The 19,143-nt window shown below is 60.8% G+C and carries 18 protein-coding genes and 1 tRNA gene; 11 read left to right on the plus strand and 8 right to left on the minus strand.

The window, feature by feature from the left end:
• The first annotated feature begins 49 nt into the window (after positions 1 to 49).
• From M9924_13625 to M9924_13650, 6 genes are all read left to right on the plus strand, one after another.
• Positions 50 to 808: a pyridoxine 5'-phosphate synthase gene (locus M9924_13625; GenBank protein ID MCO5065436.1), complete on the plus strand. Its 759-nt coding sequence runs from the start codon at positions 50 to 52 to the stop codon at positions 806 to 808.
• A gap of 109 nt (positions 809 to 917) precedes the next feature.
• A complete protein-coding gene (locus tag M9924_13630) occupies positions 918 to 2,840 on the plus strand; it encodes a potassium transporter Kup (GenBank protein ID MCO5065437.1) in 1,923 nt (640 codons plus the stop codon).
• 1 nt (position 2,841) lies between these two features.
• Entirely contained in the window at positions 2,842 to 3,915 is a 1,074-nt protein-coding gene (locus M9924_13635) for an aldehyde reductase (protein MCO5065438.1), read from the plus strand.
• A gap of 54 nt (positions 3,916 to 3,969) precedes the next feature.
• Complete coding sequence (locus tag M9924_13640) at positions 3,970 to 4,659, plus strand: TetR/AcrR family transcriptional regulator (GenBank protein ID MCO5065439.1); 690 nt, start codon at positions 3,970 to 3,972, stop codon at positions 4,657 to 4,659.
• Positions 4,660 to 4,672: 13 nt separating this feature from the next.
• Positions 4,673 to 5,692, plus strand: a complete 1,020-nt coding sequence (gene ilvC, locus M9924_13645; GenBank protein MCO5065440.1) for a ketol-acid reductoisomerase — start codon at positions 4,673 to 4,675, stop codon at positions 5,690 to 5,692.
• A gap of 195 nt (positions 5,693 to 5,887) precedes the next feature.
• Positions 5,888 to 6,178, plus strand: a complete 291-nt coding sequence (locus M9924_13650; protein MCO5065441.1) for a PilZ domain-containing protein — start codon at positions 5,888 to 5,890, stop codon at positions 6,176 to 6,178.
• Between the two features lie 34 nt (positions 6,179 to 6,212).
• On the opposite strand, the gene M9924_13655 is transcribed toward M9924_13650, so the two are convergent.
• Positions 6,213 to 6,671, minus strand: a complete 459-nt coding sequence (locus tag M9924_13655) for a BA14K family protein (GenBank protein MCO5065442.1) — start codon at positions 6,669 to 6,671, stop codon at positions 6,213 to 6,215.
• A 106-nt stretch (positions 6,672 to 6,777) separates the two neighbouring features.
• Between M9924_13655 and M9924_13660 the strand changes: the two genes are divergently transcribed.
• Both M9924_13660 and M9924_13665 read left to right on the plus strand, forming a co-directional pair.
• Positions 6,778 to 7,893 carry an endonuclease/exonuclease/phosphatase family protein gene (locus tag M9924_13660; GenBank protein MCO5065443.1) on the plus strand — a complete coding sequence of 372 codons (1,116 nt, stop codon included), beginning with the start codon at positions 6,778 to 6,780 and terminating at the stop codon, positions 7,891 to 7,893.
• A complete protein-coding gene (locus M9924_13665; GenBank protein MCO5065444.1) occupies positions 7,890 to 8,600 on the plus strand; it encodes an NUDIX hydrolase in 711 nt (236 codons plus the stop codon). The genes M9924_13660 and M9924_13665 overlap by 4 nt, the downstream gene beginning before the upstream one ends.
• A 15-nt stretch (positions 8,601 to 8,615) precedes the next feature.
• Here M9924_13665 and M9924_13670 read toward each other — a convergent pair whose 3' ends face one another.
• From M9924_13670 to M9924_13680, 3 genes are read right to left on the minus strand one after another with little or no spacing between them, the layout of a single operon-like run.
• Positions 8,616 to 9,827: an ABC transporter permease gene (locus M9924_13670; GenBank protein MCO5065445.1), complete on the minus strand. Its 1,212-nt coding sequence runs from the start codon at positions 9,825 to 9,827 to the stop codon at positions 8,616 to 8,618.
• Positions 9,827 to 10,516, minus strand: a complete 690-nt coding sequence (locus M9924_13675; GenBank protein ID MCO5065446.1) for an ABC transporter ATP-binding protein — start codon at positions 10,514 to 10,516, stop codon at positions 9,827 to 9,829. The genes M9924_13670 and M9924_13675 overlap by 1 nt, the downstream gene beginning before the upstream one ends.
• A gap of 8 nt (positions 10,517 to 10,524) precedes the next feature.
• Entirely contained in the window at positions 10,525 to 11,826 is a 1,302-nt protein-coding gene (locus M9924_13680; protein ID MCO5065447.1) for an efflux RND transporter periplasmic adaptor subunit, read from the minus strand.
• A 101-nt stretch (positions 11,827 to 11,927) separates the two neighbouring features.
• Between M9924_13680 and M9924_13685 the strand changes: the two genes are divergently transcribed.
• From M9924_13685 to M9924_13695, 3 genes are all read left to right on the plus strand, one after another.
• Positions 11,928 to 12,833, plus strand: a complete 906-nt coding sequence (locus M9924_13685; GenBank protein MCO5065448.1) for a PhzF family phenazine biosynthesis protein — start codon at positions 11,928 to 11,930, stop codon at positions 12,831 to 12,833.
• A gap of 85 nt (positions 12,834 to 12,918) precedes the next feature.
• Positions 12,919 to 12,994, plus strand: a tRNA-Lys gene (locus tag M9924_13690).
• A 313-nt stretch (positions 12,995 to 13,307) separates the two neighbouring features.
• Positions 13,308 to 14,831, plus strand: a complete 1,524-nt coding sequence (locus tag M9924_13695; GenBank protein ID MCO5065449.1) for a tyrosine-type recombinase/integrase — start codon at positions 13,308 to 13,310, stop codon at positions 14,829 to 14,831.
• On the opposite strand, the gene M9924_13700 is transcribed toward M9924_13695, so the two are convergent.
• From M9924_13700 to istA, 4 genes are all read right to left on the minus strand, one after another.
• Positions 14,828 to 15,667 carry a hypothetical protein gene (locus tag M9924_13700; GenBank protein ID MCO5065450.1) on the minus strand — a complete coding sequence of 280 codons (840 nt, stop codon included), beginning with the start codon at positions 15,665 to 15,667 and terminating at the stop codon, positions 14,828 to 14,830. The genes M9924_13695 and M9924_13700 overlap by 4 nt on opposite strands.
• 9 nt (positions 15,668 to 15,676) lie before the next feature.
• Complete coding sequence (locus tag M9924_13705; protein ID MCO5065451.1) at positions 15,677 to 16,330, minus strand: recombinase family protein; 654 nt, start codon at positions 16,328 to 16,330, stop codon at positions 15,677 to 15,679.
• A gap of 83 nt (positions 16,331 to 16,413) precedes the next feature.
• A complete protein-coding gene (gene istB, locus M9924_13710) occupies positions 16,414 to 17,208 on the minus strand; it encodes an IS21-like element helper ATPase IstB (protein ID MCO5065452.1) in 795 nt (264 codons plus the stop codon).
• The gene (istA, locus tag M9924_13715) at positions 17,198 to 18,727 is read right to left on the minus strand and encodes an IS21 family transposase (protein MCO5065453.1); all 1,530 of its coding nucleotides are present in this window, start codon (positions 18,725 to 18,727) and stop codon (positions 17,198 to 17,200) included. The genes istB and istA overlap by 11 nt, the downstream gene beginning before the upstream one ends.
• Between the last annotated feature and the right edge of the window lie 416 nt (positions 18,728 to 19,143).

The following is a 19,143-nucleotide window of genomic DNA, read 5'->3' on the forward strand; positions in this document are numbered from 1 at the left end:
GCGTCAGCAGCCGATCCTGTAGCTTCGCGCCAAATCCAGGGAATTTGAAATGCCCGCCAAACTGTCAGTGAACCTCAATGCCATCGCCTTGCTGCGCAACCGGCGCGACCTGCCGTGGCCGAGCGTGACGGGGCTCGGGCGCATCGCCCTGCAGGCAGGCTCACATGGGCTGACCGTGCATCCGCGGCCCGACGAACGCCACACGCGGCATTCGGACCTTCCGCAAATTCGCGCCCTGATCGATGATGAGTTCCCTCACGCCGAGTTCAATATCGAAGGATACCCGGAAGAAGATTTTCTCCAGCTTGTGGAAAATGCGCAGCCCGAACAGGTGACACTCGTGCCGGACGACCCCTCGCAGCCGACCTCTGACCATGGCTGGGACTTTCGCAAACAGGGCGAATATCTCACCCCGATTGTCGCGCGGCTCAAGAAATCCGGCTTCCGCGTCTCGCTGTTTTCGGACCCTGACCCCGACGGAATCGCAGCGGCAGCGGCAACGGGCGCGGATCGGGTCGAGCTTTATACCGGGCCGTATGGGGGTTTCCATGAGGATTCCGAAAAGGCGAACAAGCAATTGGAATTGCTGCAAAAGACAGCCGAGGCTGCCCGACGGGCCGGGCTTGACGTCAATGCCGGCCACGATCTCACCGTCGCCAATCTTCCTCCGCTGATGAAGCGGATTCCTTTCCTTGCGGAAGTTTCGATCGGTCACGGGCTGACCGCCGACGCTCTCGAATATGGAATGGCGGAAACGGTGCGCCGTTTCCTGCGCGCGTGCGGTTGGGGTACCGCTTCAAAGGGGTGACGAAGATCACTACTTATGCGTGCGAAACATATCGCCATGCTTGACGAACACTTGATTTTGCACTGCAACGAGACTAGTTGAGCGCGCCCGCCATTGGAGTGGTCAAGAAATGGCCAATGCCGAAATCGGCACGGACCCCGGTCAGCAGCCGGGATACGCCGATCAACCAGGTCATCCGCCGCAAAGGTTGAGTGTCCTGACGCTTGGTGCACTTGGTGTCGTCTATGGCGACATCGGCACCAGCCCGATCTATGCGTTCCGCGAGGCGCTCGTCGCGTCGGCAGGCGGTCAGATTGCGTCGCGAGAAGATATTCTCGGCGTGCTGTCGCTCATCATCTGGGCGCTGACGATCATCGTCACGATCAAATACATCATGTTCGTGCTGAGAGCGGACAACAAGGGCGAGGGCGGCACGCTTTCGCTGATGGCGCTTGCGCGAAGCAGTTTCCGGTCGCGGCCCGTATCCATTCTCGTCATCGGCATGCTGGGCGCATCGCTGTTCTATGGAGACGCGGTCATTACGCCGGCAATCTCCGTTCTTTCGGCGGTCGAGGGCCTAAAGACGGTGACGCCGTCTTTCGATCCCTACGTCGTGCCCATAACGATCGTCATTCTCGTTGCGCTTTTCGCCGTGCAACGATTCGGAACGGGCAGCGTCGGCATCGTTTTCGGGCCGATTACTCTGGTCTGGTTCCTGGCCATCGGCGCGGCGGGCCTCGACCATATCTTCGACGATCCGACGATCCTCTACGCGGTCAATCCATACTATATCGTGGGTTTCCTGTCGCATCAGCCGGATGTCGCCTTCGTTACGATCGGCGCGATCTTCCTTGCCGTGACGGGCGCGGAGGCGCTCTATGCCGACCTTGGCCATTTCGGACGCAAGCCAATCGTTCTGGCTTGGCTGGGGGTGGTCTTTCCGTGCCTTTTGCTAAACTATGTGGGGCAGGGCGCCTATGTACTGTCGCATCAGGGCGATATCGGCCACCCGTTTTTCGAGATGAATCGTGGCTGGGCTCTGATCCCGATGGTTCTGCTGGCGACGGCAGCCACCGTGATCGCCAGTCAGGCGGTGATTTCGGGTGCCTACTCGCTGACCCGGCAGGCGGTACAACTCAATATCCTGCCTCGCTTCAACATTCTTCACACGTCAGAGACGCAGTCGGGCCAGATTTATATGCCGCGCGTCAACCTGTTGCTCGCCGTCGTGGTGCTGCTTCTGGTGCTGGGCTTCGAGGAGTCGAGCGACCTTGCCGCGGCATATGGCATTTCCGTTACCGGCAACATGCTGATGACCACGCTGCTTCTGTTCGTCGTCATGACCCGGATCTGGAAAATGCCGCTGTGGATCGCTGGCACGCTCACTGCCATTTTTGCCTTCATCGACATCGGTTTCTTCTCCTCGAACATCGTGAAGGTCTTCGAAGGGGGCTGGGCTTCGCTGGCCGTGGCCTTCTGCGTGCTTATGGTCATGTGGACGTGGGTGCGCGGCAGCCGCTATCTCTTTGAAAAAACGCGCAAGAACGAGATTCCACTGGAAGTTCTGGTCAACAATCTCGCGAAGAAGCCGCCGCAACTTGTCCCCGGCACCGCGGTCTTCCTGACCTCAGACCCGCAAAGCGCGCCGACCGCGCTGATGCACAGCCTCAAGCACTACAAGGTCCTGCACGAGCAGAATGTCATTCTCTCCATTGTCACCGCCCCGACACCCACTGTCACCAAGGCGGAAAGGGTCAGGATCGAGCAGATCAACGACCTGTTCATGCGCGTATCGATGACGTTCGGCTATATGGAGCAGCCGAACATTCCCAAGGCGCTGGCGATCTGCCGCAAGCAGGGCTGGAAGTTCGACATCATGACGACCTCCTTCTTCCTGTCGCGTCGCGCGCTCAAGGCGTCGGCCAATTCCGGGATGCCGTTGTGGCAGGACAAGTTGTTCATCGGCCTTGCGCGCACCGCTGCCGACGCGACCGAGTACTTCCAGATTCCAACAGGGCGTGTGGTCGAGGTCGGAACGCAGGTGACGATCTGACATGCCGGGCTCGTTGGTGCTGGTCACTGGCGGCTCCGGCTTCATCGGCGTCCACTGCATCGCGAAGCTGCTCGAAGCGGGCTATCGGGTTCGCGCCACGGTTCGCTCGGCGAAGCGCGAGCCCGAAATCCGCGCGATGCTGGCAAGGGCAGGCATTGATGCGGGCAATCGCCTTGAGACAGTGCTCGCCGACCTGATGAGCGATGTCGGCTGGCGAGAAGCCGTATCGGGCTGCACCTACGTCCTGCACATCGCCTCGCCGCTTCCGCATGCCCAACCGGCGAACCCGGACGAACTCATCGTCCCGGCCCGCGAGGGCACGCTTCGCGTCCTCAGGGCCGCGCGCGACGCACATGTGCGGCGCGTCGTGCTCACCTCGTCTTTCGCGGCCATCGGCTACGGGCATGCGCCCCGATCACAACCCTACACGGAGGAGGATTGGACCGACGAGACCGCCGTCGCCACGCCTTACATAAAGTCAAAGACCATTGCCGAACGCGCCGCCTGGGCGTTCGTCCACGAGGAAGGAAACGGGCTGGAGCTTGCCGTTGTCAATCCCGTCGTGGTGCTCGGCCCCGTGCTCGGGGCAGATTATTCAGCGTCCATCGCCTTGATAGGTTCGATGCTGGAAGGCAGGGTTCCGTTCCTGCCCCGCCTCATGCTCGGCATCGTGGATGTGCGCGATGTTGCGGACCTTCATCTTGCTGCGATGACCGCACCGCAGGCCGCAGGTGAACGTTTCTTAGCTGTGGCGGACGGCTTCATGTCCATGCGCGACATTGCCGGGGTGCTGAAAGCGGGGCTGGGCAGTGCGGCATCGCGCGTGTCCACCCGCGTCCTGCCGGATTGGGTGGTGCGGGTGGCGGCCTTGTTCAGCGCTTCGGCGAGGCTCGCCGCGGGGCCGGAACTTGGGCGCATCAGGAATGCAAGCAGCGCGAAGGCGCAAGATGTGCTTGGCTGGAAGCCGCGCCCGCGCGAGGAGGCGATCCTGTCATCGGCGCGCAGCCTCCTCGACCTCGGACTGGTGAAGGGCGGCAGCCAAAAACCTGTTGCAAAGCCCGTCGAGCGAGACTAGAACGCCGAACCGTAACGTACGGTACGGCGTTTGGTCCGACATGCGAACTTCAACATGAGCCAACTTGCCCGAGAGATCGGTGCGCCGGAGCGCACAGCCGATCCGCTCACGGAGCGGCAGGAAGCGGTTCTTGACGCCGTGCTCGCGCTGATGGTGGAGCAGGGCGGAAGCCTCACCATGACGGATATTGCGCGGCGTGCCTCGTGCTCCAAGGAAACGCTGTACAAATGGTTCGGTGACCGCGACGGCATCCTGACGGCGACCGTTCGCTGGCAGGCGTCGAAGGTGCGGGCGGGCAATTATGACGCGCAGAAGCTCGACGCCCGGGCATTGCGCGAGAGCCTTGAAAACTTCGCGCGCAACTGGCTCGCCGTGATTTCATCCAGTACCTCGGTCGCCCTGAACCGCATCGCCATCGGCGAGGCGGCGTCCCACAGGAGCGATCTCGGCCGCATCGTGCTCGCCAATGGCAGGCTGGCGATCGGAGAGCGCCTCAAGCCGCTCCTGGAAGCGGCGCGCACGGCGGGGCTGCTCAGCTTTGACGACGCGGAATCCACGTTCCGAACGTTTTTCGGGCTGGTCGGTCGCGACGTGCAGATCAGGCTGCTGCTGGGCGACGCCCTGAAATATTCCGCGCCTGAGATCGCGGCGGATGCACGCCGCGCGACGGACCAGTTTCTCACCCTTTTCGGACCGCCCGGGACGGCCGGAGAAAATTCCAACAACCCGCACATCAATACCTAGGAAGGAAACGAGCATGCGCGTTTATTATGATCGGGATGCCGATCTCAATCTCATCAAGGGCAAGAAGGTCGCCATCATCGGCTATGGGTCGCAGGGTCGCGCCCATGCGCTCAACCTCAAGGATTCCGGCGTCAAGGAAATCGCCATCGGCCTCAAGCCCGGCTCGGCCACCGCGAAGAAGGTCGAGGCAGACGGCCTCAAGGTGCTCAGCGTGGCCGAGGCCGCGAAATGGGCCGACCTGATGATGATGGCGACGCCGGACGAATTGCAGGCCGACATCTACAAGAACGAGATTGCGCCGAACATTCGCGACGGTGCTGCCATTGCGTTCGCCCATGGCCTCAACGTTCATTTCGGCCTCATCGAGCCGAAGGTGTCCGTCGATGTGCTGATGGTGGCTCCGAAGGGTCCGGGCCACACCGTGCGCGGCGAATATGAGAAGGGCGGCGGCGTGCCGTGCCTCGTCGCCGTCCATCAGGACGCGTCGGGCAATGCGCTTGACCTCGGCCTTTCCTATGCCTGCGGCGTGGGCGGGGGACGCTCGGGCGTCATCGAGACCTCCTTCAAGGAAGAATGCGAGACGGATTTGTTCGGCGAGCAGGTCGTGCTCTGCGGCGGACTGGTCGAGTTGATCCGCGCGGGGTTCGAGACGCTGGTCGAGGCCGGTTATGCGCCGGAGATGGCCTATTTCGAGTGCCTCCACGAAGTGAAGCTGATCGTCGACCTGATCTATGAAGGCGGCATCGCCAACATGAATTATTCGATCTCGAACACGGCGGAATGGGGCGAATATGTTACCGGCCCGCGCATCATCACGCCGGAGACCAAAGCCGAGATGAAGCGCGTGTTGAAGGACATCCAGACCGGAAAGTTCACCTCCGAATGGATGCAGGAATATCGTTCCGGCCTCGCGCGCTTCAAGGGCATTCGCCGCATGAACGACAGCCACCAGATCGAGCAGGTCGGCGAAAAGCTGCGCGGCATGATGCCGTGGATTTCCAAGAACAAGCTCGTCGACAAGGCGAAGAACTAGATTTTATGGAGGATGGCACGGCATCCGCCCGTGCCATCCTGTTGCATTGCAACACACCTGTCCCACACCTGTGGGCTACTGCTTTCGAATGATCTGTGAATTCACGCAAAAGTTGTTCCGTTTCGGGACGATTTCAACTGGCACGGAAATCGCATATCATGTTATGTGGCGGCAAAGAGACTGAGACGAGGACTTATGAACGTGATTGCGGAGAAATCCATCGGGCTTGATGGGGTGGTGTTTCGGGAGCGCAGGGACGGGCGTCGGCAGAAAGTGCTGAAGCATGGGGTTATCAGCTTCGACCGGAACAGGCATGTCTTCGAATGCGTCGTAAGGAATGAGAGCGAAACTGGGGCGACGCTCTTCCTCAATCAGGCTGATGAGTTGCCGGAAGAATTCGACATCTTGATTCTTCCAAGCAGCAGGAAGTGCCTTGCACGTATTCGTTGGAGATCCGGGGAACGGGTGGGCGTCTCCTTCGAATAAAAGAAAAACCGGCGCTTCGGCGCCGGTTTTGCTTTCAGCCGTCGGGTGACTGGCATTGCCTGCGTGGACCGGAGAACGGCTGCCAGCTGTTGTCCGATTCCCTGTATGACCGATAGCGCGCATAGCACCAGTCGATATGCTTCTGCGGCAGCCCTGTCGCCCGGTAGGTCGGGTCGGGCGGCCTTATCTCGCGCACAAGCGGCTTGTCCTCCTGCATCTTCGGCACGCGATAATCCATTTCCGGCTGTTGCAGCTTGACAGGCGGGGGGAAGGGCGACTGCCGGAACATTTCGCGGCCGGGCAGTTGCGGCGGACGAGTTCCCTGAAGATATGGCTGCCGGATCGGGCCTATGGTCAGGCAGCGCGGGCCCGTGCAATCGAGCTGGACCTCAATGACAAGATCGCTCGCATTGGGCCGGGCGAACGGAATCGCTCCCGCTGCCTGCGTCGTTGCAAGTATCAAGCCCGCCACCAGCCATTGTCCAGGTATCATGCAAAATCTCCAGCTCGCCCTAATTTGGGGAGGCGTGAGGCATCCGTCAATTTTAACCGGGGTCAATGGCTTGAGTTTCGCGAGGCTTGCAGGCAAAGCTCCCACCATGTCGTTGCGCATCGCCACCTTCAACGTCGAGAATCTCATGCGCCGGTTCGACTATTCCGGCTATCGCAACCAGCTCAACCAGGACCGGGTGCTGGCCCTCTACGAGATCAAGGACGAACAGGAATACCGCATCCTCGAACAGGCGCGGGAGCTTGCGGGCGCCGACGACACGCGCCAGCAGACGGCGCTCGCCATCGTCGCGACGCGCGCCGACATTATCTGCATGCAGGAAGTCGACAATATCGAGGCTCTGAACGCTTTCGAATATGGATATCTGTTCAAGATGGTCGGGCAGGGCTATCGCCAGAAATACACGACCGCCGGCAATGACAGCCGTGGCATCGATGTCGGCATCATGATGCGCGAGGAGACGGCGGACGGGCAACCGATCGAATTTGTGCGCATGACCAGCCACGCGCACCACACATTCGAGGAGTTCGGCCTGTTCACGCCCGCGCTCGCGGAGCTTGGCGAGAAGCCCTATGAGCGGATTTTCCGGCGCGACTGCCTTGAGATTGACGTCAGGATCGAGGGCAGGCCGCTTACTATCTATGTCGTGCACCTGAAATCGATGGGCAGCCCGCGGAACGGGCTTTCGGGGCGCGAGGCCACAATGCCGCTGCGCATTGCCGAGGCGCAGGCCATACGCCGCATCATCGAGGACCGCTTTGGCAGGGACCATACGGCGAAAAAGCGCTGGGTGATCTGCGGTGACTTCAATGACTATGCCGAGCGGATTGTCATCAATGGCGATCAGTTCAATGGCTATGAATTCGATCCGGTCGAGGAAACCCAATCTTCGCTCGACGTGCTGCTGGCGGATGGGTTTGCGGAAAGCCTTGTCGGGCGTCGTCCCGAACTCGACCGCTGGACGCTCTATCACAATCGTGGGCCGCAGGAGCGGCACCTGTGCCAGCTCGACTACATCCTGGTCTCGCCGCTGCTCGCGCAGCAAAATTCCAATGCCGTGCCCGAGATTATCCGCAACGGCCAGCCGTTCCGCACGCCGTTTCCGCCGGGGCAGGAGGTCGAGCGCTATCCACGGATCGGCTGGGATCGCCCCAAGGCGTCGGATCACTGTCCGGTGGTCGTCACGCTGGACATTCTGGCATGAGTTTCGTGCTGCCGCGCGGGCAGGTGCTTCCAGTGCATGAGATCGACATGCGCTTGCTGGACACGCCGCATCCCTACGAAGCCGCCTATGCGGACCGGATTGCCGAAAACTGGAAGCTGGACCATGCGGCAAATCCGCATCTCTTCAACGGTATCATTGTCATGCCCTCGGCATTCCGGCTGTCGGGAACGCGGCTTACGGGCGAATGCAATGCGGTGAACTACGCGACCTTGCTTTACTGGCGCAAGAACAAGGGGCCGAACGGGCTGGAGCACGGCTTTGCGTTCCCCGCGCTCGTGTCGCGCGACAATGCGCTGGTGGCGATCAGGATGGGCAAGCACACGGCAAATCCGGGGCGTATCTATTTCCCCGCCGGTTCGTTCGAGCCCGGTGACTTCGTGGGCGGGCAGGTTGATGTGCACGGCAATATGTGCCGCGAGGTCGTTGAGGAAACGGGGCTCGACATCAGTTCCGCGCCGTTCGATCCGCACTATCATATTTTCTCGCAGAACTATGCGACTGTGCTCTTTCGCCGCTATTGGCTGGATGAGGATGCTGAGACTCTTGCCCGTCGCATCGAGGGGTTCGTGGCGGCTGAAGCCGAGCCCGAAATCGAGGGCCCCGTGGTGATCCGCAAAGGCGACAATCCCGAAAATATGTCGCCCCACATGGCGGCAATCGTTCGCTGGCATTTCGGGAGGGAGTGAGGGGCCAAGGCTCTGCTACTCATGCCTCAGTGCATCGATCGGATCGAGGCGCGCGCCGCGCAGTGCGGGGAAAAATCCGAACACCATGCCGATAAGCGCCGAGAAGCCGACGGCTAGCAAGATGATCGTGGCGCTTGGCACGAAAGGCACGCCCATGGCCCATGCGGCGGCGTAGGCGAGCCCAAGCCCGAGCGCGATGCCGAGTGACCCGCCGATCAACGACAGAACGGTTGCCTCAACCAGAAACTGCACGAGAATGTGCCGCTCATGCGCGCCGATCGCGAGCCGGATGCCGATTTCGCGCGTGCGCTCGGTCACGGAAACGAGCATGATGTTCATGATGCCGATGCCGCCGACGAGCAGGCTCACCCCGGCGACCGCGCCGAGCATGCCGGTCATGACCGTCGTGGTCGAAGCCATGGTTTCGGCAATCTGCGTCATGTCCCTGATGTTGAAGTCGTTGTCGCGATCCGCGGGAACACGGCGCACGTCGCGCAAAATGCCCTCGACATTGTCCTGAAGGTCCGACATTGAAGCGCCTTCCTCCGCCGCGACGTATATTGAGTCGATATCGCGGTTGCCTGCGATCCGCCTCTGGAATGTGGCGATGGGCATGATCACCACATTGTCCTGATCCTGTCCGAAACCCGTCGTTCCCTTGGCCTCGAGCAGGCCGATCACCTTGCAACTCATTTTGTTGACGCGAATGGCGGCGCCATCGGGATCGCCCGCCCCGAAAAACTGCTTGCGCACCGTTTCCCCGATCAGGCACACGCCCGCGCCGCCGCGCCCTTCCTGCTCGGTGAAGGGGCGTCCGCTCGCCACGCGCCAGTCGCGGGCAACGAAATAGTCAGGGTCCGCGCCCGTCACACCGACGGTCAGGCTTTCGGTTCCGTAGATCACGCGAACCTGCTTCTGGGCAGCTCCGGAAATGGCGCGTGCGCCTTCGAGATGGCTGCGCAGCGCCTCGACCTCTCGTTCGGACAGTTCTCGTGGCGCCTGTTCGGGCCGCGCGCCGGGCGTCGGCGCCCGACCTGCATAGACGATCAGCAAGTTGGAGCCAAGCTTGGCGATGTCGGCCCGCACCTTTTCGGTTGTGCCCGAGCCGATGGTAATCATGGCGATCACGGCCGCGACGCCGATGACGATGCCGAGCAGCGTCAGGATCGAGCGCAGCACATTGCGGCGGATCGAGCGCAAGGCGAGCCGGATGGTTTCCCAAAGCATCAGGCCGCCTCCGCCTGTGCGCGATCCGAAGCGATATGGCCGTCCAGGAAGCGGATGGTGCGGTCCGCATATTCGGCAATGTCGGCTTCATGCGTGACCATGGCGATGGTCAGCCCGTGTTCCCGGTTGAAGTCCGTCAGCAGTTTCATGACCTCATGGCTGCGCTGCGTGTCGAGATTTCCGGTCGGCTCGTCAGCGACGAGCAGCGTCGGATTGGTCACGATTGCGCGCGCGATCGCCACGCGCTGCTGTTGGCCGCCGGAGAGTTCGGCGGGCGTGTGGTCCGCGCGGTTGGCGAGGCCGACCTGGTCCAGCGCTTCCAGCGCCATGCGGCGGCGAACGGCGGAAGAGATGCCGCGATAGACGAGAGGCAATTCGACATTCTCGACCGCTGTGGTGCGAGCGAGCAGATTGTAACCCTGGAAGACGAACCCGATATGCAGGTTGCGCAGGATCGCGCGCCGACGCCGGTCCAGATTTCCCGCATCGACGCCGAGAAAATCATATCGTCCGCGTGTCGGCGTATCGAGGCAGCCGATGATGTTCATGGCGGTGGATTTGCCGGAGCCGGACGGGCCCATGATCGCAACGAACTCGCCGCGCTCGACGGCAAGGTCGACGCCCGCAAGCGCGTGAACCTGCGCTTCTCCCTCGCCATAGGTCTTCCAGACCTTGTCGAAACGGATCAGCGCCTCGCTCATTGACCTGTCCGCTGCGTATTCGTGGCGATTGCGGTGATGACCGGATCGCCCGCCGAAAGGCCGGATACGATCTCCGTGCGCTCGGCATCGGTTGCTCCCGGCGTCACATAGACCAGTTGCGGCTGCCCGTCCTTGAGGATGTAGAGCGGGCGCGAGCCATCAGTGCGTTGCGGGCGTGTATCGCGGGACCGACGCGACAGCGGAGGCCGGAAAAGCTGCTCCAGGCTCCAACCCCGGCTTTCCTCCACAACGGGCGGACGGAAACGGAACGCCGCACTTGGCACCGTCAGCACATTGTCGGCCTCGCGCGTCACGATTTCCACTGTTGCCGTCATTCCGGGACGCAGCAGAAGCTCTTCATTGTCCACCTCGAGGCGCGCATCATAAGTGACGACGCCGTCGGTGGTCACGGATGCATAGGCGATGTCGCGAATGTCCGCGTCGAATGTGCGGCCCGGAAAGGCATCGACCGAAAAGCGCGCCTTCTGGCCGGCGCGCACGCCGCCGATGTCGGCCTCATCGACCGCCGCGTTCAGTTCCATCTTGCGCAGGTCGGCTGCGATGACGAACAGAACGGGCGCCTGCAACGAGGACGCAACGGTCTGGCCGGGATCGACGGAGCGCGTCAGTACGATGCCGTCGATGGGCGCATAGATCGTGCTCTTCTGCAGATCGGCTTCCTGAAGCTTCAGTTCCGCCGCAGCAATCGCGGCATTGGCTTCGGCAGCGTCGAGCGCGGCCTGCGCACGGTCGCGCGCAGCCGTCGCCGCTTCCAGCGCCTGCTCGGTTGCCATGCCGCGATTTGTAAGCTGTGCGGCACGCACCTGCGCGGCATTGGTTTCCGTCAGCGTCGTGTGCGCATCGGCCACCTTCGCGTCGGCGGCCTTGACCGAAGCCTTGGCGCGATCGATCTCGGCCAGAAGCCGCGTGGTGTCGAGTTCGGCCAGCACGTCGCCCTGCTTCACATACTGGTTCTCGTCGACCGCCACGGAGCGCACGATGCCGGAAAGCTCGCTGGAAATATCGACCTGTGTGAGCGGCTGGAGCGTGCCGGTCGCCGTGACCTCGACCGTGAGCCTGCCCGTCTCGGCAGGCGCGGTCACGAAGGTAACCGTGTTGCTCGTGCTGGCGCTGCGCATGTAGTAGGCGACCGCGCCTCCGAGCAGGGCAAGCACTATCAAAACATAGAGCCAGAACCGCCACCGGCGTGACCGTCCCTTGCGGTCAAGCCCGAGTTCGGCTTCGATCGACCCTGCCGTGATCGGCGCGGTGTCCGTCGTGCTCAAGCGTTGATCCATATCATTTTCCTGCGCCGCTTCCGGCTATAGAGATCAGTGTGAAGTGGCTGAATTACAACTTAAATCTTTGCAATGTACATGAACTGAAGGTGAACGACGCGATGGGTGAATACAGATACCAGGTGCTCGACGTTTTTACGGATGCGGCGCTGGCGGGAAATCCGCTCGCGGTCGTGCTCGGCGCCGAAAGCCTCGACACGACGGCGATGCAGCGCATTGCGCGCGAATTCAACCTCTCGGAAACTGCCTTCGTCTTGCCGCCCGACAACAAGGCGCATCGTGCGCGCATACGCATTTTCACGCCCGACTACGAAATGCCTTTCGCCGGTCACCCGACAGTCGGCAGCGCGGTCGCGCTGGCCGCGCTTGATGGCATCGACACCGGCATATTCGTTCTGGAGGAAAACATGGGCGACCTGCGCTGCGCGGTGTCGAGGGAAGGAGGAGCGTATTTCGCGGAGTTCGACCTGCCGGCCTTGCCGGAACAGGTCAAATTCGCGGCCGAGCCCGCGATGATTGCCGCCGCACTCGGACTCGATCCGCAGGACGTGGGTTTCGAAAATCATCGTGTTTCTGCGTGGACAGCGGGCGTGCCTTACGTGGCCGTACCGGTGCGCAACCTTGCGGTCGCGGCGCAGGCAAGGCTCGATAACGACGCCTGGATGCGGATTGCGCCGACAAAGGCGGTCGACAAGGTGGCCTCGCCCTATGTGTATACGCGCGAAACCGTTGGGCACGACATCTCCTATCATGCGCGCATGTTCGTGCCGGGCAATCCGACCTATGAGGATCCGGCGACGGGCTCGGCTGCCGCTGCCTTTTCGGGCGCTGTGGTGCATTTTGACAAGCCAATGGACGGCTTTTCCCAATTGTGGATCGAGCAGGGCATCGAAATGGGCCGGCCTTCGCGCATTCGTCTGGAGATCGAGACGCGGCAGGGGCTCTTGCAGGCGGCGCGCATCGGCGGAAATGCGGTGAAGCTGATCGAGGGAAAGCTCAGCATCTAGCCATATCCGAAATTTCCACGATGCGGGCTGGACAGTGCGGGTTTGCCCGGCTATATGCCCGCCATTCCCGGTTTTTCCGGCCCGTGGGTGTGTAGCTCAGTTGGTAGAGCAGCTGACTCTTAATCAGCGGGTCCACAGTTCGATCCTGTGCACACCCACCATTCTTTCTCGAAGCAGCGTCAAAAGGTTAGCAATTTCCATGGCTTCCGTCAATGCGGACTGCTATGGGAAAGTGCTACGGACATGGCTGGCAGGCGAAGGATGGTGCGAGGGCTTCATAAGCGCAAAGGGACGGACTTCTGGCAGGGCCGATTCCGAATACCTGAGGCGTTATGGCGACAACGGGATAGACTGAAGGCGCTTGGCGTAAAGGATATACCTAAAGCGCAAGAGCATTCGCGCTCTACCGGCAATCTGGACCGGGAGCAGGCAGGAGACGCTTATCTAAAGGCGCTTGTGGTTTGGAATGCCAAGATGGCAGGCTGGCAGGTGCTTCTAGAATCTGGCCCTCAGGCTCTTTCTACCAAGCAGCGAATGGCAATCGCCGCTGACCACGCCAAAGCTTTTCTTGCCAACCATGAGGATGAGCCATTTGAGGCTCCTCCTGCGCCTGCCCTCCCGAAGCTTCCTGAGGCCGGTGACACGGCGTGGGCCAATCTGCTCAAGCAGTTGGCTCCTGACGCTCTGGAGGCGCTCAAGGTGGACGTGCGGGAGTTTCTTAGGGCCAACTATGGGCGGCGTTCCAAGCTAGCCTTTCGGCTGCTCGACAAGCATCCGGCGTTACGCGGTGTGGTTGGGGCTGATCTAGCGGCTGGGCTTGAGGCCCTGCACGGCGCGGACACGGATGCGGCGCTCAAAGCTCTTGGCCTTCATGTCGATGCCGTAACGCGGCGGCTGGTTAATCTGGAGATGGCTGACTTCATGGGAGCGGCGCATCGTGGCCTTGAGGCACGGCGTGGGGGTGACTACAGGCCGATGGAGGAGCTTGAGGCCGCTCCTGCATTTGTGGCTTCGTCGCCTTCCTCAGACCTCAAAGCGTCCGCCGTATCCCTCCAAGGCCTGTTTGAAGCGTGGTGGCGGGAAGCGAAGGCGGCGGGCCGGTCTCCAAGCACAAAGTATAGCTACGGCAAGTCGGTGGAGGAGCTAGGGCAGTTTCTACGCCATGACGATGCAACGCGGATTAGCGATGCGGACATCGTGCGTTTCAAGGACCATCTGGCAACCTCTCCCAATGCTCGCACAGGTAAGCCGCTGGATACGAGGGTCATCAAAAACAGCTACCTAGCTGGCCTCAAGAGCATATTCGGTTGGGCGGTTGCCAATAAGAAACTCTCCAGCAATCCCGCCAAGGACGTGACAATCAAGGTTGGGAAGCTAAAGCGGTCGCGGCCTCCCGAGTTCACGTCTGACGAATGGCAGGCGATCTTGCTTCAAGCGCTTAACGCAGTGCCCATACAGGGCGAGCCTTCGCAGCAATACGCAATGCGGCGCTGGGTGCCGTGGCTTTGTGCCTATACGGGTGCGAGGGTCGGTGAGATGGTCCAGTTACGCAAGCAGGATTTGCGCCGGGAGGAGGGACGTTGGGTGCTGCGCATCGCGCCTGATGCCGGTGCAGTGAAGGGCGGGCAGTTTCGGGATGTGCCGCTGCATGAGCATCTTGTGGAGATGGGCTTCCCTGAGGTCGTCCAATCGGCCCCTGATCAATGCCTATTCATGTGGACAGGGAGCGGGCAAGCAGCAAGGAATACCGCCAAGAACAGGATGCGGGATGAGGTTCGCCACGTTGTCAAAGACCCCGATATTCAGCCTAATCACGGCTGGAGGCATACCTTCAAGACCGTTGGCAGAGACGCGGGAGTTCCCGAACTGGTGTTGAACGCTATAGTCGGCCACGCATCACAGAACGTTGGCGACAACTACGGGTCGGTGACGATGAAGGCCAAGGCAGATGGGCTGGCGAGGTTCCCTAAGTTCGACTTGAAGGGAACAAAGCCTTAAGTGCTGCCGCTGGGCCGCTGGTCCTGCTTTCTACGGCCCCAGTTGGAAAGACGCTTGCGCTTAAGACCGAACTTCATCGCAAGGGTGCTGTCTACGGATATAGCGCTGGTCACGGCTGCACCTTGAAAACGCGCATACCAGTCAAAATCGATGTGCAACCGCTCGCCCAGCTTTGGCTCTAGGCCGCACGTATTGTCCACACGTTGCAAAAAGATGGTACTTACGAAGCCACGATTGTGGACATAGATATTCCTCACCTCAATAAACAAATTGAGCATATCCCTAGTGTTAGAATCAAGAAACAGATCGACCCCGAGACGCTCCTGAAAATATTGCTCCATTTTGCGTAGTCCGCCGTAGGAAAGATCGTTTACCTTCCTGTCGATAAGATACTCAACTAGGTCAGACTTTGTGCGAAACTGCATCAAATCATCAATCTTAATCGTCTCGGACGACCTTAAAAGCTCAGGACGTTTCTTGATGCAATCCTGAATGATGTTGGAAAGATACCAGAGGAACGAATCGGCGGTCCCTGTTACGAGGTTCCTCGCGTTGAGGGAAGAAAACCGCCCAAGTCGTTTCTGGACGGCATCTGGATTGTCTATTGCTTTCTGATACTCGGCAAATTCCGGCGATGCGGGATCAAGGCCTTTAATGAGCGCTTTGCTTGCACCTATGCGCGTTTCATCGGCCCTCGCTGCCAGCTGTACAGCGAACATGAACAAGTTGAAGATGTCGCGGCAGTCTCGAAGGAACGTATTCAGGCTGGACGTTGCCAGCGAAGTCCTTTCGGGAAAGTACAGCCACGGTCGCTCTTCGCTGTCCGGGTCAGCCATATGGTCAACCTAGCTACGTTGTAAGACCCTCATTACCTGAGTAGCCGACCATCTGCCACCCCTCGAAGTCGCCACCCCCATGTCATTCAGCACATCGGCAATGGCTGTAAGGGTCTGCCCTGCTTGGCGGAGAGGCCCGACGATCTTCATCACCTTCTCGGCTTCCCGTTTGGCCTTCGCTTGGATTGCCTCATTGCGCTTCATAGTCTTGTCCCTGAGGCCGCCCAATTTGGCCCCACGATCCTTAGAGGCCCTCAAGGCGGCCTTGGTGCGCTCCGATATGAACTTGCGCTCTTGCTCGGCTAGGGCGGCATAGAGGTGAAGCTGAAAGGGGTCTGCGTTCGGCATCTGGGCCACACGTAGAGTTACCTTCCGATCTTTGATGAGGGTGGCGATGAATGCCACGTCACGGCTCAGGCGGTCCAGCTTGGAGACAAGCAATTCGGCCCCTGTCTCACGGACCAGCTTGATGGCTGCGGCCAATTGCGGCCTGTCGTCCTGCTTGCCTGAAAGAACGTCCTGAAAGCGCCCTATGACCTCCCAAGGCACCTCTGAGAAATTCTCAAGGAAGATGCCAATGTCTCGCTCCTGAGCCTCTAGGCCTAGGCCGCTCCTCCCCTGCTCCTCTGTGGATACGCGCGTATAGACTACGTACTGTTTCATGGCCTTCTGGCCTGTTGATTTCCGCTGAGAACTGACCCGGGATTTTCGCCGAGAAGTGACCCGTCTCATGTATGGTTTGGGTCTCAGGATTTGGTCAAGGTGGGCGCTTTCTCCTTCTTTGCGGCGGGTGTCTTTGCCGAGCTGTTCTTGAAGCGGAAGCTGTCGTTTCCGGTCTCCAGGATGTGACAATGATGGGTGAGGCGATCGAGGAGCGCCGTCGTCATCTTGGCATCGCCGAAGACGGTGGCCCATTCACTGAAGCTCAAGTTGGTGGTGATGACGACGCTGGTGCGCTCGTAGAGCGTGCTCAGCAGATGGAACAGCAGCGCTCCACCTGACGCACTGAAGGGCAGGTATCCGAGTTCGTCCAGGATGACGAGATCGGAATGGGCGAGCCGGTTGGCGATCTGGCCGGCCTTTCCCTGGGCCTTCTCCTGCTCAAGGGCGTTGACGAGTTCGACGGTGGAGAAGAAGCGGACACGCTTGCGATGATGCTCGACCGCCTGCACGCCGAGAGCTGTGGCGATGTGGGTCTTTCCGGTGCCTGGACCTCCGACAAGCACGACGTTGTTGGCCTCGTCCATGAACTCACAGCGATGGAGCTGGCGCACGAGGGCCTCGTTGATCTCGCTGCTGGCGAAGTCAAAGCCGGCCAGGTCGCGATAGACAGGGAAGCGGGCTGCCTTGAGCTGATAGGCGGTGGATCTGACCTCCCGTTCTGCCATCTCCGCCTTCAGCAGTTGCGACAGGATCGGGATGGCGGCCTCGAAGGCTGGAGAGGCCTGCTCGGTGAGCTCGGCGACGGCTTGCGCCATGCCATGCATCTTCAGGCTCCTGAGCATAATGACGATGGCGCCGCTGGCGGGATCATGACGCATGGCGCACCTCCCGAGCTTGGCGCAGCGCATCGTAGCGCTCGACATTGGCCTGCGGCTCCTTGGCCAGGCTCAGCGCCTGCGGCGCATCCACGACCGGCGTCGCGATCGGCTTGCCATCGACCAGCCTGTGCAGGAGATTGAGGATGTGGACCTTGGTCGGAACCCCGGCCTCGAGTGCCATCTCCACTGCCGCCAGCACGGCCTGCTCATCATGCTGCAGGACAAGGGCCAGGATCTCGACCATCTCCCGATCGCCGCCGGACTTCCTGAGCAGATGCTGCTGCAGCCGTTTGAAGGCTTCGGGAAGCTCTGTGAAGGGTGCGCCGTTGCGCAGAGCACCTGGCTTGCGCTGGATGACCGCCAGATAGTGACGCCAGTCGTAGACGGTTCGACCGGGACCGTCATGCGACCGTTCGATGATGCGGCGGTGCTCGCAGAGGAGCTGCCCTTCGGCGGCAACCACAATCCGTTCCGGGTAAACCCTTAGGCTCACAGGCCGGTTGGCAAAGGAAGCCGGCACGCTGTAGCGGTTGCGCTCCAGATGGACCAGGCAGGTAGGCGAGACCCGCTTGGTGTATTCGACGAAGCCGTCGAAGGGGCGAGGCATTGGCATCAGGAACTGGGCCTCTTCGGACCGGGCGTCCTCGATCGTTCCGGGTCTGAGGCCATGGGGAATCTGTTGCCACAGCTCCCGGCACCGCTGCTCCAGCCAGTCGTTCAGCGCCTCCAGAGATGGAAAGCGCGGCATCGGCTGCCACAACCGGTGGCGGGCATCCTGGACGTTCTTCTCGACCTGTCCCTTCTCCCAGCCCGAGGCTGGATTGCAGAACTCGGCCTCGAACAGATAGTGGCTGGCCATCGCCGAGAAGCGGGCATTGACCTGGCGATCCTTGCCCCGGCCGATCCTGTCGACCGCAGTGCGCATGTTATCGTAGATCCCGCGCCGCGGCACGCCACCCAGAACCGGGAAGGCGTGGTTGTGTGCATCGAACAGCATCTCGTGCGTCTGAAGGGGATAAGCTCGCACGACAAAGGCACGGCTGTAGCTGAGCTTGAAGTGCGCCACCTGTAGCTTCGTGCGCTCGCCGCCGATGACGGCCCAGTCTTCCGACCAGTCAAACTGGAACGCCTCACCAGGCTCGAACGCCAACGGCACGAAGGTGCCGCGACCGCTCGTTAGCATCTGCCGCTGACGCTCTTCTTTCCAGTCACGCGCAAAGGCGGCGACACGGCCGTAAGAGCCCTCATAGCCGAAGCTCATCAGGTCGGCGTGCAACTGCTTGACCGTGCGCTTCTGCTTGCGCGGCCTGTTTGCTTCCGTCCTCAGCCAGGCAGATAGCCGCTCGGCATAGGCATCGAGCTTGCTCGGCCGCTCCGGCACCCGAAAGCGGGGCTCGACCTCGTCGGATCGCAGGTATTTGCGGATCGTGTTCCGCGACAGTCCCGTGCGCCGCGCAATCTCCCGGATCGAAAGTCCATCCCGCAGATGCCAGCGCCGGATAACGCTCAGTAACGCCATGTCTATCACTCCAAAGTCCCCTGCGATCGTCAAGCAGGGGTGAGTTCAAACATGGGTCACTTCTCGATGGAAAAATCCCGCAATCCCGGGTCAGTTCTCGGCGGAAATCAACACCTTCTGGCCCCTGTTGCGATGCTTCAAGGGGAGCATAGTTTATGATTTTACTAATGTCAACCAAGGTTGTGACTGTAAAAAGCAACTCATGGCGAGGAAGCGGATGGCAGGTGGCGGCTTCTGGAGGCCCGCCCCGGTGTGGATATCTTTGGGAAAAACTGGAGGGATAGGCGGGGGTAACGCTGACCCGCTGTCACGTAAATTATAGGATTCGTGTGAGCGACACTTGGAGGTTTTCCGACAATGTCCCTGTATTTCCCGTGGATGAAGGACCTTCCCTTCGTCCCTGTGAAGGCTTCTGT

The sequence above is a fragment of the Rhizobiaceae bacterium genome (assembly GCA_023953835.1).
GTDB lineage: Bacteria > Pseudomonadota > Alphaproteobacteria > Rhizobiales > Rhizobiaceae > Mesorhizobium_G.

Coding starts and splice junctions, on each gene's coding strand:
- M9924_13625 (MCO5065436.1), top strand. CDS start 50: ATGCCCGCCAAACTGTCAGTGAACCTCAATGCCATCGCCTTGCTGCGC.
- M9924_13640 (MCO5065439.1), top strand. CDS start 3,970: ATGAGCCAACTTGCCCGAGAGATCGGTGCGCCGGAGCGCACAGCCGAT.
- istB (MCO5065452.1), bottom strand. CDS start 17,208: ATGCGTCATGATCCCGCCAGCGGCGCCATCGTCATTATGCTCAGGAGC.
- M9924_13635 (MCO5065438.1), top strand. CDS start 2,842: ATGCCGGGCTCGTTGGTGCTGGTCACTGGCGGCTCCGGCTTCATCGGC.
- M9924_13650 (MCO5065441.1), top strand. CDS start 5,888: ATGAACGTGATTGCGGAGAAATCCATCGGGCTTGATGGGGTGGTGTTT.
- istA (MCO5065453.1), bottom strand. CDS start 18,727: ATGGCGTTACTGAGCGTTATCCGGCGCTGGCATCTGCGGGATGGACTT.
- M9924_13655 (MCO5065442.1), bottom strand. CDS start 6,671: ATGATACCTGGACAATGGCTGGTGGCGGGCTTGATACTTGCAACGACG.
- M9924_13705 (MCO5065451.1), bottom strand. CDS start 16,330: ATGAAACAGTACGTAGTCTATACGCGCGTATCCACAGAGGAGCAGGGG.
- M9924_13680 (MCO5065447.1), bottom strand. CDS start 11,826: ATGGATCAACGCTTGAGCACGACGGACACCGCGCCGATCACGGCAGGG.
- M9924_13685 (MCO5065448.1), top strand. CDS start 11,928: ATGGGTGAATACAGATACCAGGTGCTCGACGTTTTTACGGATGCGGCG.
- ilvC (MCO5065440.1), top strand. CDS start 4,673: ATGCGCGTTTATTATGATCGGGATGCCGATCTCAATCTCATCAAGGGC.
- M9924_13630 (MCO5065437.1), top strand. CDS start 918: ATGGCCAATGCCGAAATCGGCACGGACCCCGGTCAGCAGCCGGGATAC.
- M9924_13660 (MCO5065443.1), top strand. CDS start 6,778: ATGTCGTTGCGCATCGCCACCTTCAACGTCGAGAATCTCATGCGCCGG.
- M9924_13670 (MCO5065445.1), bottom strand. CDS start 9,827: ATGCTTTGGGAAACCATCCGGCTCGCCTTGCGCTCGATCCGCCGCAAT.
- M9924_13665 (MCO5065444.1), top strand. CDS start 7,890: ATGAGTTTCGTGCTGCCGCGCGGGCAGGTGCTTCCAGTGCATGAGATC.
- M9924_13695 (MCO5065449.1), top strand. CDS start 13,308: ATGGCAGGCTGGCAGGTGCTTCTAGAATCTGGCCCTCAGGCTCTTTCT.
- M9924_13700 (MCO5065450.1), bottom strand. CDS start 15,667: ATGGCTGACCCGGACAGCGAAGAGCGACCGTGGCTGTACTTTCCCGAA.